Source organism: Paenibacillus kobensis NBRC 15729, assembly GCF_004000825.1.
Taxonomy (GTDB): Bacteria; Bacillota; Bacilli; order Paenibacillales; family Paenibacillaceae; genus Paenibacillus_T; species Paenibacillus_T kobensis.
The window spans coordinates 38,974-53,949 of record NZ_BILZ01000042.1; the positions used below are offsets into that span (position 1 = coordinate 38,974).

At 52.0% G+C, this 14,976-nt stretch carries 11 protein-coding genes; 6 read left to right on the forward strand and 5 right to left on the reverse strand.

Annotation, left to right across the window (positions count from 1 at the left end; all coding sequences use genetic code 11):
• Positions 1-10: 10 nt before the first annotated feature.
• Entirely contained in the window at positions 11-943 is a 933-nt protein-coding gene (locus PKO01S_RS20610) for an alpha/beta hydrolase (protein ID WP_127533328.1), read from the reverse strand.
• A gap of 189 nt (positions 944-1,132) precedes the next feature.
• Between PKO01S_RS20610 and PKO01S_RS20615 the strand changes: the two genes are divergently transcribed.
• The 3 genes from PKO01S_RS20615 to PKO01S_RS20625 all read left to right on the forward strand — a co-directional run bounded on the left by PKO01S_RS20615 (position 1,133) and on the right by PKO01S_RS20625 (position 6,399).
• The gene (locus PKO01S_RS20615; RefSeq protein ID WP_127533329.1) at positions 1,133-2,548 is read left to right on the forward strand and encodes a family 43 glycosylhydrolase; all 1,416 of its coding nucleotides are present in this window, start codon (positions 1,133-1,135) and stop codon (positions 2,546-2,548) included.
• 138 nt (positions 2,549-2,686) lie between these two features.
• Positions 2,687-4,105: an AraC family transcriptional regulator gene (locus PKO01S_RS20620; RefSeq protein ID WP_246070664.1), complete on the forward strand. Its 1,419-nt coding sequence runs from the start codon at positions 2,687-2,689 to the stop codon at positions 4,103-4,105.
• A complete protein-coding gene (locus tag PKO01S_RS20625) occupies positions 4,102-6,399 on the forward strand; it encodes a glycoside hydrolase family 95 protein (protein WP_127533331.1) in 2,298 nt (765 codons plus the stop codon). The genes PKO01S_RS20620 and PKO01S_RS20625 overlap by 4 nt, the downstream gene beginning before the upstream one ends.
• A 10-nt stretch (positions 6,400-6,409) precedes the next feature.
• Here the strand turns inward: PKO01S_RS20625 and PKO01S_RS20630 are convergent, their stop codons facing one another.
• On the reverse strand, positions 6,410-6,808 hold the full coding sequence (locus PKO01S_RS20630) for an acyl-CoA thioesterase (RefSeq protein WP_127533332.1): 399 nt from the start codon (positions 6,806-6,808) through the stop codon (positions 6,410-6,412).
• A gap of 150 nt (positions 6,809-6,958) precedes the next feature.
• On the opposite strand from PKO01S_RS20630, the gene PKO01S_RS20635 reads away from it, so the two are divergent.
• Positions 6,959-7,876 carry an AraC family transcriptional regulator gene (locus tag PKO01S_RS20635; RefSeq protein WP_127533333.1) on the forward strand — a complete coding sequence of 306 codons (918 nt, stop codon included), beginning with the start codon at positions 6,959-6,961 and terminating at the stop codon, positions 7,874-7,876.
• Between the two features lie 430 nt (positions 7,877-8,306).
• On the opposite strand, the gene PKO01S_RS20640 is transcribed toward PKO01S_RS20635, so the two are convergent.
• Entirely contained in the window at positions 8,307-9,317 is a 1,011-nt protein-coding gene (locus PKO01S_RS20640; RefSeq protein ID WP_127533334.1) for a hypothetical protein, read from the reverse strand.
• Between the two features lie 306 nt (positions 9,318-9,623).
• Between PKO01S_RS20640 and PKO01S_RS20645 the strand changes: the two genes are divergently transcribed.
• Positions 9,624-10,478: a YhcN/YlaJ family sporulation lipoprotein gene (locus PKO01S_RS20645; RefSeq protein ID WP_127533335.1), complete on the forward strand. Its 855-nt coding sequence runs from the start codon at positions 9,624-9,626 to the stop codon at positions 10,476-10,478.
• 68 nt (positions 10,479-10,546) lie between these two features.
• On the opposite strand, the gene PKO01S_RS20650 is transcribed toward PKO01S_RS20645, so the two are convergent.
• Both PKO01S_RS20650 and PKO01S_RS20655 read right to left on the reverse strand, forming a co-directional pair.
• A complete protein-coding gene (locus PKO01S_RS20650) occupies positions 10,547-11,572 on the reverse strand; it encodes a S1C family serine protease (RefSeq protein ID WP_127533336.1) in 1,026 nt (341 codons plus the stop codon).
• Positions 11,573-11,847: 275 nt separating this feature from the next.
• A complete protein-coding gene (locus tag PKO01S_RS20655) occupies positions 11,848-12,072 on the reverse strand; it encodes a helix-turn-helix domain-containing protein (protein WP_006040330.1) in 225 nt (74 codons plus the stop codon).
• 485 nt (positions 12,073-12,557) lie between these two features.
• On the opposite strand from PKO01S_RS20655, the gene PKO01S_RS20660 reads away from it, so the two are divergent.
• The coding region (locus tag PKO01S_RS20660; protein WP_127533337.1) for a glycoside hydrolase family 9 protein at positions 12,558-14,976 on the forward strand (2,419 nt) is incomplete at its 3' end.

Here is a 14,976-nt window from a genome sequence, read left to right on the forward strand (position 1 = left end):
TTGTTAATCGCTATTCAACTGCATGCTGAAACGGCGGTTTATCGATATGGGGCCGATGCAGGTTAGCAGATAAGAACCGTTCCGTAATTTCAAGTACCTGCGGATTCCACACGCCTATCCCATGATCTGCACCTGTGACTTTGTAGAAAAATGCTCTTTGTCCATGTTCTCTAAGCGCTTTATACATCTCTATGCTTTGGTTCACGTGGACAATGCCATCGCTGTCTCCATGGATGATGAGGAACGGCGGAAGCCTTTTATCCAAATTCTGATGGATTGGACTGGCCTTCTTCGCCAATTCCACATGATCAGGCACTCTTCCGCCGACTAGCAAACCTTCTGGAGAATCAGCGGCATCATGATCTAGAATATCGTTATACTTTCCTAACGTAAGCAGGTCCGAGACGCCATAATAATCGATTACCGCACTGACTTCGTCCGTCTCTTCGCTGTATAGGCCATTATCGTATTCACCTATTGTAAGCCCCGTCATCAGGGCAAGGTGCCCGCCAGATGAATCTCCCCATACGGCAACTCGGTTCGGGTCGACTCCATATTCCTCTGCATTCTTGCGCATAAACCGGATGGCGCATTTCACATCCTCGACAGCTGCCGGAAATCTTGCGATGTCCGTGTCTCTAATCTCGACGCTTGCTACAACATATCCCTTTGCTGCAATATGGCAGAGATTCGGTATGGCGGCATAAAGATCCTGTTGTCTCCAAGCTGAGCCTTGAACGAACACGACTAGAGGGAATTTATAACCCGCTCGCTGCGGAACAATGATTTGAAGCCGTCGTTCCAAGTCGCCATATTGGGCATAAACGACATCAGGGCGATACGAGCAAGAGTAATAGGTTCCTCTCTCCGCGAACTCGCCATAGATAATCTGGGTTCCTTCCGGTGCTTCATTGGCTGCAATAGCCGCTGCTTTCTTATCCATTCGGTATCCACACTCCATATGTACGATATAGATATATTATTCATTTTACGACAGTTTTGGACAACTGCCTGCCTGTAAGCAAAATAATCGTAGGTATGTTCAAAAAATAATAGATCCCTCGCATTTTCTTTCCCGGAATGGCGGTGGTATAACTATGCTATAACTGACGTAGGGAGTGCAAATACATAAATGAAAAAGCAAGCATTGAACCCTTATCTTCCTTCTTGGGAATACATCCCTGACGGGGAACCGCACGTATTTAATGATAGAGTTTATGTTTACGGCTCTCATGACCGGTTTAATGGTCATGTCTTCTGCTTGAATGATTATGTGTGCTGGTCGGCACCGGTGGGTGATTTGGCTGACTGGCGGTATGAAGGCGTCATTTATAAGAAAACGGATGATCCGCTCAATCCCGAAGGCAACATGTGTCTGTATGCGCCGGATGTCACCGTTGGTCCGGACGGACGCTATTATTTGTACTATGTTCTGGACAAGGTCTCCGTTGTGTCAGTAGCGGTGTGCGATACTCCGGCTGGCAAGTACGAATTTTATGGCTATGTGCATGATTCCAATGGTGCACGGCTGGGGGAAAGAGAAGGGGACCAGCATCAATTCGATCCCGGGGTGTTGACGGAAGGGGACACAACCTATCTGTACACCGGCTTCTGCGCGCCTGGCGATAAGTCCAGAAAAGGGGCTATGGCTACGGTTATCGGCCCGGATATGCTCACGATGGTGGAAGAGCCGGTTTTTGTTGCGCCTAGCGAACCGTACAGCAAAGGGACCGGGTTCGAAGGACATGAGTTTTTCGAGGCGCCTTCCATACGGAAGAAAGGCGACACCTACTATTTCGTCTATTCCTCGATCGTCATGCATGAATTGTGCTATGCGACCAGCCAACATCCGACCAAAGGCTTTGTCTACCAAGGAGTCATCATAAGCAACAACGACATGCATATCGATACGTATAAACCGGCGGACAAGCCTATGTATTATGGCGGCAACAATCACGGCGGCATGGTCGAGATCAATGGGGATTGGTACATCTTCTATCACAGGCATACCAACGGAACAAGCTTTAGCCGGCAGGGCTGCATCGAGCCGATAACGATTCGGGAAGACGGCACGATACCGCAAGTCGAGATGACTTCGTGCGGGGCCAATGGAGGAGCGCTTGTCGGACGCGGAGAGTACCCTGCGCATGCGGCATGCCATCTATTCTGCGCCGACGAAGAGAAATATTCAGGCACTCACGGGGCATGGATGGACGGCCGGTTTCCGAAAATCACCCAAGATGGAAGAGACGGAGATGAAGAGATCGGCTACATTGCGAATATGAGAGATTCTGCTACGGCAGGGTTCAAATACTTCCAATGCGACGGGATTCGAAAAGTCAAAATCAAGGTGCGCGGGTATTGCCGCGGCGACTTTGAAGTAAAGACGTCGTGGAATGGACCGGTCCTCGGCAAGATACCGGTTGACTTCACTAACGTATGGACAGAATATGCTGCAGATATCGTCGTTCCGGACGGCATCCAAGCCTTGTATTTCACCTATACGGGCATGGGCAATGCCAGCTTGGCTTCTTTTACATTGGAATAGTTAACATGTGAATACTCCTTTCCGTTAAAGGCTCTGCTATAATTAACGGGACGGAGTATTCTTCTGAGTATTCGGAGGTCCTTTGGAGATCTCTTTTTTTGTTCCCAATAGATGATTTTTAGGAGGCAGATTGTGAGTATGGTTGAGTCGTTGGATCCTGGGAGAGAACGATGTGTCGAATTGCATGCGATGTCCGATCTTCATTTTTCTTTCCAGATTTATGGAATCCATTGGCGCAACGTGCAACAAGGCTGGTCTTTTCCAGAACACGAGCATCCGCTCTTAGAAATTAATTTGGTACTAGAAGGCAACCAAGTGACGCAGGTGGGCGAAAGGGAATACGTGCAAGGTCCGGGGGATTTGCTGTTTATACCGCCAGGCTGGCGGCATACCAGCAGGTCGGAAGGGGCCGACGGCATGACTTATTTCTGCCTTCATTTGCATATCGACGATCATTTCATCGTAGAGCCCTTATATCATTTAACCGACATTCTGCATGCCAAGGACTCCGATATGACGCTGCGAATCAGGCCGCTGCTTGACGACCTTATCGAAGCAGCTTCCATTCCGACAGCGCTTTCCTCGTGGCAACGCCGTGTTCAGACGCAAGCCACTGTCCTAAGACTGATCGCTGCACTGAGCGAGATGCTGATCAGCGATCATGAATTCAAGAACAGGGAGTTTAATGATGCGCAGCGGAGAACGATGCTAGGCGCAGTCAAGATGAGGGAGCAGACGCTGCTGGAGAAGCGCATACAGGATATGTTCTATGAGCCGCTTGGTGCTGATGCACCGAAGATATATGAAATGTTGCTGCCTCCCTATCGCTGGATCAGCGTCTTTTCGCTCGCTAGGAGAGACACCCTTTATTGGGAGAAGGAGGACAGGTCGTCCGCGAAACTGTTGTTGGAGGAAGTTTTGTCCCCCTTGGGCACGGTGGTCATTATAGATCAATTACAGATGACCGTTGTTGTGTTCTCCAATCAAATCTCAGTACCGCCAGTCGAGCAGAAAATGCTGGAAGCAGAGAAGCGTCTGCAGCAGAAACTGGATCCGAATCTCTATTTAAGCTTCGGAGGCATATCCTCGGACTTGCGTGAAGTCGGTTCCATGTACGAGCAGAGTGTAAGGTCTTTCTCCGCTGCCCCCCTGAATATGACAGGCACAGGCGACAGAACGGTGGAGTTCGTGAATCGCATTATTCGGCTTGCGATGGATCGCCTTGAGACGGAATACGCGAACAAGGACTTTTCTCTGGGCTTGCTGGCGGAGTCGCTTAATATTACTCCTAACTATTTAAGCGCTTTATATACAACGGAGACAGGCTTGACCTTCACTCAGCACCTGACTCGCATTCGGATGGAGCGTGCGAAGCGGCTTTTAAAAGAAACGCAATTAAAAATTTATCAAATCTGCAATGAAGTAGGATATTCGGACCAATCCTATTTCAGCCGGCTCTTCAAATCTCTCGAAGGAATTAGCCCGTTCGAATATCGAGAGCATTCGAGAGGACCAACTACTAAGAGCGACAGAACGCCGAAGGAGAGAATGAGATGACCAACAATAAGCTGCTTTTTGATGGGCCGGCGAAAGAATGGAATGAGGCGTTGCCGATCGGCAACGGCCGGCTGGGCGCAATGGTGTACGGAGAGCCGCGGAGCGAACGGCTGCAATTGAACGAGGACTCCGTCTGGTACGGCGGGCCGAGAGACCGCAACAATCCGGATGCGCAGGCTAATTTGCCGGAAATTCGAAGGCTGATATTCGAAGGGAAGCTGAAGGAAGCGGAGCGTCTTGCCTTGCTGTCATTGTCCGGCCTTCCGGAAACTCAGCGTCATTACCTGCCGCTCGGCCACCTAATGCTTGATTTCGATCTTCCAGACGGCACGCCGGAGAACTATGCCCGGGCGCTCCATATGGACAACGGCACCGTAACGGTTGACTTCGAGCTCGGAGGCGTTTCGTACAAGCGCGAGCTGCTCGCTAGCTATCCCGACCAGGCGATCGTCTTAAGGATGACCGCAGACCGTCCGGGCGCCATTAGCTTTACCGCGCGTCTGGATCGCGGACGCTGGCGGTACGCCGATCGGTCCGGCCGGACGGGGGAAGACACGATCTGGATGAGCGGCAACTGCGGGGGCGAAGGCGGCAGCCAGTATGCGACGGTTGTGAAGGCGTCTGCAGAAGGCGGTACGGTGAAAGCGATAGGCGAACACCTCTTAGTGGAGAACGCCGACAGTGTGACGCTCGTCCTAACCGCAGCCACGACATTCAGAGTCGACAATCCGTTCAGTGACGCCTTGAAGAGGGCGGAAGCCGCCGTCGGCTTAGGCTATGCCGAGTTGTACAATCGCCATGTCGACGATTACCGCACGCTGTTCGGCCGTGTATCGCTGACGCTCGGTTCGGCGGATGCCGAACTGGAGCACCTGAGCCTGGCGCAGCGCATGGAGCGGGTGCGAAGCGGCGAAACGGATCCTGGACTGTACGCGCTATATTTTCAGTTCGGCCGCTATCTGCTGATTGCTTCCAGTCGTCCCGGCTCGCTGCCGGCGAATTTGCAAGGCATTTGGAATGAGCATTTCCTGCCGCCGTGGGACAGCAAATACACGATCAACATTAATGCGCAAATGAATTACTGGCCAGCGGAATCATGCGGTCTTCCCGAGTGTCATGAGGCGCTCTTTGAGCTGTTGGAGCGGATGCGCGAGCCGGGCAGGCATACGGCATCCATCATGTACGGTTGCAGAGGCTTCACTGCGCACCACAACACCGACATTTGGGCGGACACGGCCCCTCAGGACACTTACTTGCCCGCAACCTATTGGCCGCTGGGCGCCGCGTGGCTTGCTCTTCATCTGTGGGAACACTACCGCTTCACGATGAACGAGGCGTTTCTCGAACGGGCGTATTCGACCTTGCGCGAGGCGGCGCTTTTCTTGGTGGACTATGTAGTCGAGTCGCCGGGCGGCGAGCTGGTCACCTGTCCGTCGGTGTCGCCTGAAAACACCTATATTTTGCCTAGCGGGGAATCGGGCGTGTTGTGCGCTGGACCGTCGATGGACACCCAAATTATCCGCGAGCTGTTCGGGGCGGTGCTGGAAGCGGAGTCGGTGCTTGGCATCCCAGAGAGCGAGGCGCTGGGAGAGGAGCTCCGGCCTGTACTATCGAAGCTGCCGCAGCCGAAAGTAGGCCGGTATGGCCAACTGCAGGAATGGTACGAGGACTATGAGGAAGCGGAGCCGGGCCACCGCCATATCTCTCATCTGTTCGCTCTGCACCCAGGCAGCCAGATTACGCCAAACGGTACGCCGGAGTTGGCGGCGGCGGCCCGGCGCACGCTGGAGCGGCGGCTTGCGAACGGCGGCGGTCATACGGGCTGGAGCCGGGCGTGGATTATTAACTTCTGGGCGCGTTTGGAGGACGCGGAGGAGGCGGTCTCCAATCTCACCGCACTTCTAACGCACTCGACCTTGCCGAACTTCCTGGATAACCATCCGCCGTTCCAGATCGATGGCAATTTCGGCGGTACAGCCGCCATTGCCGAGATGCTGCTGCAGAGCCACGCGGGTGCGTTATCTCTGCTCCCGGCACTGCCGGCGGCTTGGGCAACGGGTTCCGTCAAGGGACTGCGCGCCAGGGGCGGATATACGGTCGATCTGGAATGGAAAGACGGCCGATTGACGAAAGCCGGGATTGCGTCCGCCGTCAGCGGTTCATGCGTCATTCGCACCGGGGAACGAGTGTCGATATTGAAAGATGGGAAGTCCGTCATGTTCGAAATGGCCGGAGAGGAACTTTACCGGTTCCATACGGAAGCAGGCGCGATCTATCATATTGTTCTGGCTTGACAGTCTTATCTTATGGCAATTCGAACAAAGCGCGAAGCGGATCCGGCACGGGTCTGCTTCTTCGCGTTTCGACGTCCATCGTAACGCTCGTGACTTGCGCATCAGCGCAAAGCTCGCCTTGATCGTTCACGATTCGCTGCAGCAGCACATAGCTGCTTCTTCCGATCGACTGCGGCTCCGTCGTGACGGTCAACCGGTCCCCTTGCCGGCATTCCTTGCGGTAGTTGATATTGATGTTGACCGTTACCGTCTGGACGCCGTGTTCCTTCAACACGTCATAAGACAGCGCATTCGCTTCGTACCACTCATCGCGGCCCCATTCGAGATACTCCAAATATTTCGCGTTATTCACATGGCCGTTCACATCGATTTCGGTAGGACGAACGATAAGTTCCAGTTTCATTTGCATGTTGGGAGAGCGCCCCTTTCATTTAGCCCCAATTATAGCATGAGCGTCAGGTAAACAAGAAAGCGGCTCCTTTACAAAAACTGTACAGTTCTTGTAAAGTGGACTAGCCTGCAAGTTCCTATAATTCGAATACGAGAGGAGGTGCACGTGATGGATAATTTACATGCATTTGAACGTGTAGTGGATTATTTAGAGAGTATAATGGACGGCTCCGATGAAATTGACTATAAGGTCATTGCTAGGCTTGCCGGCTGTCCTGCTCCATTATTTCAGCGTATTTTTGTATACATTGCCGGGATATCGGTTAGCGAATATTTGAGGAAGCGGCGATTGACGTTGGCAGGCTATGCGATCCGAAATAGCAGCGAGAGGATTATAGACATCGCGATGAGATACGGGTTTAATTCTCATGCCGCTTTTACAAGAGCATTCAAGGAACACCATAAGGTTTCGCCGTCCAGCGCTCGAAAGGTTGGACAGCAGCTTCAGGATTATCCTCGCACCTCCTTTACAAACATTCGTATTGTAGGAGGGAAACGAGTGATGGCTGAGCTTAAAAAAATCGAGTATGCAGAAATCGGAGCCCGTAAAGTCGTAGGGATGATGAAAACGACTTCGTTTCAAAAGTCAGGAGAAGAGTGCTGGGGAGCCGCCTTTAAGGAAGGCGTTCTGGACAAAATTCAAGCAATGGATCAATGGATATGCAAAGATCTGGATGATTATATTGGGCTTGGGCATATGAGCAAATTTGTTTCGAACGATCACTTTCAATACGTCATCGGCAAGTTGGTGGAATTGGATGCGCCTGTTCCAGATCATATGCATGCCGAACATTTGCCTTCAGGCAAAGTGGCGAAAATATGGATCGAATCCGATAACCTTAACGATATTATTGAAAGTGCTTATTTTATTTGCTGCGAAGCGGTCGAGAAAACCGGCTACAAAATTGATTTCGACAACTTTTATTGGTGTGATGTCTACACCTACGATCGATACTGCACTCCGTTAGAAAAAGGGCAGAGAATCATTTTAGATTATTTGCTGCCTGTAATTAAAGCTGAATCGTAAAGTAACTTGAACGGTCTCATTGCCCTTCATTGTAATTTGTGCAATTAAGAAGGGGCGTTTGGTCCGAATAGTAAGAAATCGTTGTACAACGTACAATGGGAAATCAGGGATAACGGCTGAATGGTGACCAATTGGCAGTTGAGTCGGGAGATTCATTGTATCAAATACAATGAAAGCGTCATTTAAGTCTCGGTTTGATCTCTTCGTTGCATATTATGCAATGAAGACGAGTCGTCCGCCATTTTGTTTGTGCTGCGACCGGGATCATAAAAACATTTGCTTGCGATGCCAGCCAGTTTGTTCTATACGGGGCCGTCCCCAAAGTCATCTCATCTCATGACTTTGGGGACGGCCTCTTTCGTATTCAGGGGCAGAGTTGGGGGCGGATACGATAACGAAAAAAGCAACCTCATACGAGGTTGCAGAAGCGTTACTTTTCCAAATCGTTATATAACGATAAGATATCTCTTCTGGTCTGGGAATCGGCTTGTGCCGGCATCATTCCCTTCTTGGTGTAGAACTCGATTCCATCTTCATAAGCAAACTTGATATCGATAAGCAACCCGTTGCTCTCGTACAGCATTTGCAAAGATACAGCGTATTCAACAATGTCCATATCGTATTTGCTAATGGGCAGCTGATAGAAATTGCCGATTGCACGCAGGTAGTCTTCGATGTCGTTATAGTGGTCGTAACCGCTCAGCTCCAAGGTGGAATGGGAGGTTAGGGACTGCTCGTCAACCCGGTCAAAATGTTGGAGCAAGTCCATCTCAATCTGTTTGTCGACCGATTGCCCTGTGTTTCTCCACAGCTTATAGAATTGAGCTCCGACCGCTTTCGCTTGATCGGTCTTGGCAGTGTCTTTCTGTGCCTCTTTCAAATAGTACGCATAGATCGGAATTATCAGCTCGATCTCTTTCGTGTAGGTACGGTAAAGATTCGTCTGGCTCGTGAGAAAGACATCCAGCAAGTATTCTTCGAGTGTTTTATTCGCATTCAAGTCGAATTTGACCATTTGATTCGCAATGATGCCGTCTTTATAAATATCGAAATAAAAATCGTAGCCTGTATCTTTTGCCGAATTTTTCAATGAAGGGTCATGATCATAAGCATCCAATTCTGCGGCATAATGATGTAAGGCGGATAATTGCGTGCTCGTCAGCAGAACGTCATCAACGTTATACATCAAGTACTTTTCAATTGGCTTTGTCGAGCTGCCATACTGATAAGCTGGATATTTAGTACTTGGCGGGCTTGGCAATAAGGTTGATAAATTTTGAGCGGAAAAATTATCGTTTAAATAGTTGTTCGCATATGTACGGTAATGAGGTCTCACATAGGTGCCGTCTTGGCGGTAATAGCCTTTCACGTAGACCAATTTGCTTGTATCGGCGGTTCCTGCAAGATTGCTTCCGCGATAAAGATTTACAATGGATGTCACACCGTAATACTGGCCTTGCGTCGTTGCGGGTGAAGAAGTGCTTCCGGAGCTGCTTTTAGAACTAGAACTTGAGCTGGAGCCTCCGCACCTCAATCGGATATATAGGCAACTTCCATATGTTATCACCTATATGAATTCTCATCAATTGGCAATGCCAATGAGGATTGAGGTAATGAACGATGCGGTGTCGGAGCCGTTGACTTGGCTTCGCGCCCAACTTATTGCTGGCATAGGGTTAGTCCATTCGGCGCACGATATTAACGGTTATTGTTTTATAATAATCCACCAGCCGAATGGAGGACCATCATGCATCGAAAGTTCAAAGTAATCGCCGCATCGGCAGTGATTGGCGCGGTGTTGGCGGGATGTGCAGCGAATCAAGGCGATCTCGGCAACCGGGCGCCGGTCCGTTCGAACAGCGTTCGTTATGACATGAACGGCAATCGGATCTGGGATAAAAGGTTCGCCAACGATCAGATGAACGAGATGAATCGCGTTAACGGCCGCCGGCTGAACAGCAATAACATCATCGGCAGCCATGACAATTACCGGCTTGAGATGAGCAAGAACATTGCTGACCGATTGACAGCTATGAAGGAAATCAGAACCGCAAACGTGATGCTGACGAACAATAACGCTTACGTTGCAGTATCGCTTCGGGATGGCGTCAGCGCTGGCGGTTCGAGTGCCGTCACGCCATCAAGCGTTGGCAATGGTTACCGTGTCATGGGCAAGAGCAATCATTATGGAGCTTATAATGGACCGAGCGGGATGAACGGCATCGGCGTAACAGGGATTGGCGGCGTAACCGGCACAAGCGGGATGACGCCAGCACCGCGGTATGGAACTTATAACGATAACAATAATATGTACAATCGCGCAGACAACATGTACGACGGAACCTACCGCGCCCGCAGCGGGGCGGACGCCAATGTCGACATTCAGTTGACCGAAAGCGTGAAAAGCCGAATTGCTGCCGAAGTGAAGAAGATGGCGCCAAGCGTCGACCATGTGTACATTTCGGCTAACCCTGACTTCGTCGACCGCATGAGCGGTTATTGGAACGAGGTACAAGCTGGACATCCGATCCAAGGATTTATCGCCGAATTTAATGCGATGGTGGAACGGCTGTTCCCGGCGAAAGTGAATGTGAACCGGTAATGAATGAAGCCCCCGCGATGCCGCGGGGGCTTGTGTTTTTGATACCCTTCGTGATAGGTTCGAGCGCCTTAAATGTTCGCCCCGCGGCCCAACACCTCTTCAATCACGCTCTTCATCGTCGTAGTAGGAATCGCGAAGCCGATGCCTTGCGCTTCGGACTCGCCTGCCGAGTTCATGCCGATGACTTCGCCTGCCGAGTTCAAGAGCGGGCCGCCGGAGTTGCCGGGGTTAATAGAGGCGTCGGTTTGCAGCAAATGCTCGTAGCTGCGCGTCGTATCGCCGTCTTGAATCTGGATTGGGCGCTCTTTGGCGCTCAGCACGCCGACCGTCAGCGTCTGTTCAAGACCGTACGGGTTGCCGATCGCGACGACCATGTCGCCGATGTTCAGCTTATCAGAGTCGCCCAGCTTGACGGTTGGTAAGCCGGTTGAACCGCTTCGGGGCTCGATCTTCAGAATCGCGACGTCCAAATCTTCGCGCTGCCCGACGACTGTCGCCTTATACGGCTCGCTGTCGCCTTGCAAGGTCACTTGGATTTCATCCGCATCCGCTACGACATGCTGATTCGTCATAATGTAGCCGTCCTTCTGGAAAATGAACCCGGTTCCCGTACCCATAGCGGTAAGGCCGCCTTGCCCGCTGCCGCTAGGCTCGAACCAGATGCCGCCGCGCGTGCGGTAGCTTTGCTGCTGCTGCACGAATGTATCGATTTTGACGACAGCCGGGCTTGCCGATGCGTATATCGATGCGACGTCTCCTGACCCGGCGGATCCAGATTCGGAAGCTGATGCCGAGGCGGTCGTAATTCCTGCTCCCTGTCCCATTGAAGCAGCTGCTTGTCCGGATTGTGAGCCGCCCAGCCAATTGTTCTGATCCGCTGCATACATAAAGCCGCCGATGGTCAGGACGCCTGCCAGAAAAGCTGCCGCGAGCGGGAGCAGCGGGCGCCAGCGTGTAGAGGCCGCCGTATGGTTCTTCGCATCATCGAAACCTCTGCCGAAGCGGGTTACATAAGTGCCTTGCTCGTCTTGATGCGTTTCGATCCATTCGGTATGTTGGCCAGAACCAGGTCTGTTCGAATTATTGTTCATCATAGTATTATTCCTCCCTCATCCCCATGACGGCGGATAATCATTGTTCGATTTGAGCTCGATATCGATATCCTCATGATGAAGGCGCAACCTTAACCGAGTCTTAAATGAAACTAAAAGAAGAATAAAACGGCGGAATCCAGAATAGGATGAAGCGAAGCGAATGGTCCCGCCCCTGGTCTGAACAATAAAAAAACCTTCGCACCGTGCTTCCGCAAAGGATTCATGGCATGAAGGTTGATTCTATAACGAATCAGGATCTATAAGATGAACGATGATTAGATCTGTAATTCCCCAAGCTTGATCAGCTCGACAACCGCTTGTGAACGACCTTTGACATTCAGCTTTTGCATCACATTAGAGATATGATTGCGTACGGTCTTCTCGCTGATGAACAGTTGCTGTGCAATATCACGCGTTGTTTTATCCTGTACCAGCAGCTCGAATACCTCACGTTCGCGATGTGTCAACAAAAATTTGCTCTTGTGGTCGCTGCCCTTCAAGTTTGTCACCCCTCCTTGCTCGGGTTTGTATGGTTTAACAAGGTTAAGGGATACAGTCAACTTATCTTATGAAATAGAAGGACGGATGGTGCGGTGTACCGGGTAAAATGGGCACGCTGATTTGGCGCGTTTTTCAGCGAGGAATCGACTCTAGCATCTGTACCTTCGTGACGGATGGCGGGAGCTGCAAATGCACGCAGGCTGGGCATTGTATGAATTAAATGCGTTTTAGGTCGGACAAACTCTATCGGTGTCGAACGCTCAACGAGCGTTCGGCACTTTTTTGTGATTGTCAAATCTTTGGGGGATGAAGGTCATCAAAGTGACAATTAAGAAGTCATGATATTTGCTAGTCCGACTTCTATCGATGTTTATAATTGGAATTACCGCCCTAACTGGCAGCTAACCCGTCGAAAGAGAGGAGGAAGGTGGGCGACACCCGGTTAACGACAAAACAAATGTGATGAAGGAGATGGATAAAGGCAATGAGACGTACGCAGAAATGGGTTGCCAAACTTCTAGCGTACACGCTGGCGGCAGGACTCGTCCTAGGAGGAGCGCCGCTGGGCGTCTCGGTTCCTACAGCGAGCGCAGCAGGCAACTTCAACTATGCCGAAGCGTTACAAAAAGCAGTTTATTTCTATGAGGCGCAGAGATCCGGTGACCTGCCCTCGACTAATCGAGTGGAATGGCGCGGCGACTCCGGTCTTACCGACGGGGCTGACAACGGCGTAGACCTGACGGGCGGCTGGTATGATGCGGGCGACCATGTCAAGTTCGGACTGCCAATGGCATTCTCCGCGACAATGCTTGCATGGTCGGTATACGAGTACCGCGACGGTTACGTGCAGTCCGGCCAATTGAATGCCATTTTGGACAATTTGAGATGGGTCAATGACTACTTCGTGAAAGCGCATACGGCGCCTAACGAGCTGTACGGGCAAGTCGGTACAGGCAGCGTCGATCATGCGTGGTGGGGACCGGCCGAAGTGATGCAGATGGAGCGCAAGTCGTACAAAATTACGGCGACCTGCCCAGGCTCCGATCTGGCAGGCGAGACGGCGGCAGCAATGGCTGCATCTTCCATCGTATTCGCAGGCTCGGATGCTGCTTACTCGGCGAAGCTGCTGACGCACGCGAAGCAACTGTACAACTTCGCAGACACGTACCGCGGCAAGTACTCCGATTGCATCAAAGACGCACAATCGTACTATAACTCGTGGAGCGGTTATGCGGATGAGCTGACGTGGGGCGCACTCTGGCTCTACCTGGCAACGAATGATGCAACGTACTTGGACAAAGCCATTCAATCCACGAATGGCTGGGGCAGAGACCAAGCCGGTGAATGGGGATACAAGTGGACGGTTGGATGGGACGACAAAACGTACGGATCGCAACTGCTGCTTGCCCGCATTTTGACCCAGCTTGGAAGGCCTGAAGCTTCGACGTTCGTTACGGCGACGGAGAAGAATCTCGACTTCTGGACGGTCGGCGTCAACGGCAATCGCGTGACGTATACGCCTGGCGGCCTTGCATGGCTTGATTCGTGGGGCTCGCTGCGTTATGCGTCCAATGCGGCATTCCTGGCTTTTGTCTACTCCGACTTCGTATCGGATCAGACGAAGAAGACCCGGTACCGGGATTTCGCGACGCGGCAGATCAATTACGCGCTCGGCGATAATCCGAATAACCGGAGCTACGAGATCGGTTTCGGCGTGAACCCGCCGCAGCATCCGCATCATCGTACGGCGCAAGGGTCCTGGTCCGACAATATGCTGGAGCCGACGAGTCACCGCCATGTGCTCTATGGAGCGCTGGTCGGCGGGCCGAACCAGACAGACGGCTACACGGACAGCGTTCAGGACTACACGATGAACGAGGTTGCGACCGACTACAACGCCGGATTCACCGCTTCGCTTGCGAAGATGAATCTGTTGTATGGCGCAGGACAATCGCCGGCAGCGAACTTCCCTCCAAGCGAGACGAAGACGGACGAAATGTTCGTAGAGGCGGCGATCAACCAAGCCGGAAGCAATTTCACGGAAATTAAAGCATTGCTCAACAACCGTTCCGGATGGCCGGCGCGGATGGGCGATAAGCTGTCGTTCAAATACTTCATGGATTTGAGCGAAGTGTACAGCGCGGGATACACGGCGGCTAACCTTACGGTGCTGACGAATTACAACCAAGGGGCAACCGTATCGAATCCGATCGCTTACGATGCGGCGAATCACATCTACTATGTGAACGTCGATTTCACCGGAACGAAGATTTATCCGGGCGGACAGCCGCATTACAAGAAGGAAGTGCAGTTCCGCATTACAGGTCCGCAAGGCGCTTGGGATCCGACGAACGACTATTCGTACGGCGGACTCGTGACGACGACCGTTGCGAAGACGACGCTTATGCCGGTCTATGACGCAGGCGTCCGAGTGTTTGGGGCAGAGCCGTCAGGAGGCATTTCTCCGATTCCGACCGCACCGGATGCGCCAGCAGGTTTGACGGCCTCTGCGGGAAGCGCGTTAGTAACGCTGAACTGGAGCCCGGCAGCACGCGCGACAACCTATACGGTGAAGCGCGCAACGGTTAGCGGCGGTCCTTACACGACGGTAGCTACAGGTCTTTCGGGAACGACGTACACGAACACGGGATTGACCAACGGCACGACGTATTACTATGTCGTCTCGGCTGTGAACCTCGTGGGCGAGTCGCCGAACTCGGCACAAGTATCGGCAACGCCGCAAGCGGTTATTTCCGTTCCGGCAGCGCCGACGGCTTTGACGGCCACTTCGGGAAGCGCGTTAGTAACGCTGAGTTGGACGGCATCCGCCGGTGCGGCTTCGTATAACGTGAAGCGCGCAACGACGAGCGGCGGTCCTTACACAAGCGTAGCGACGGGCGTAG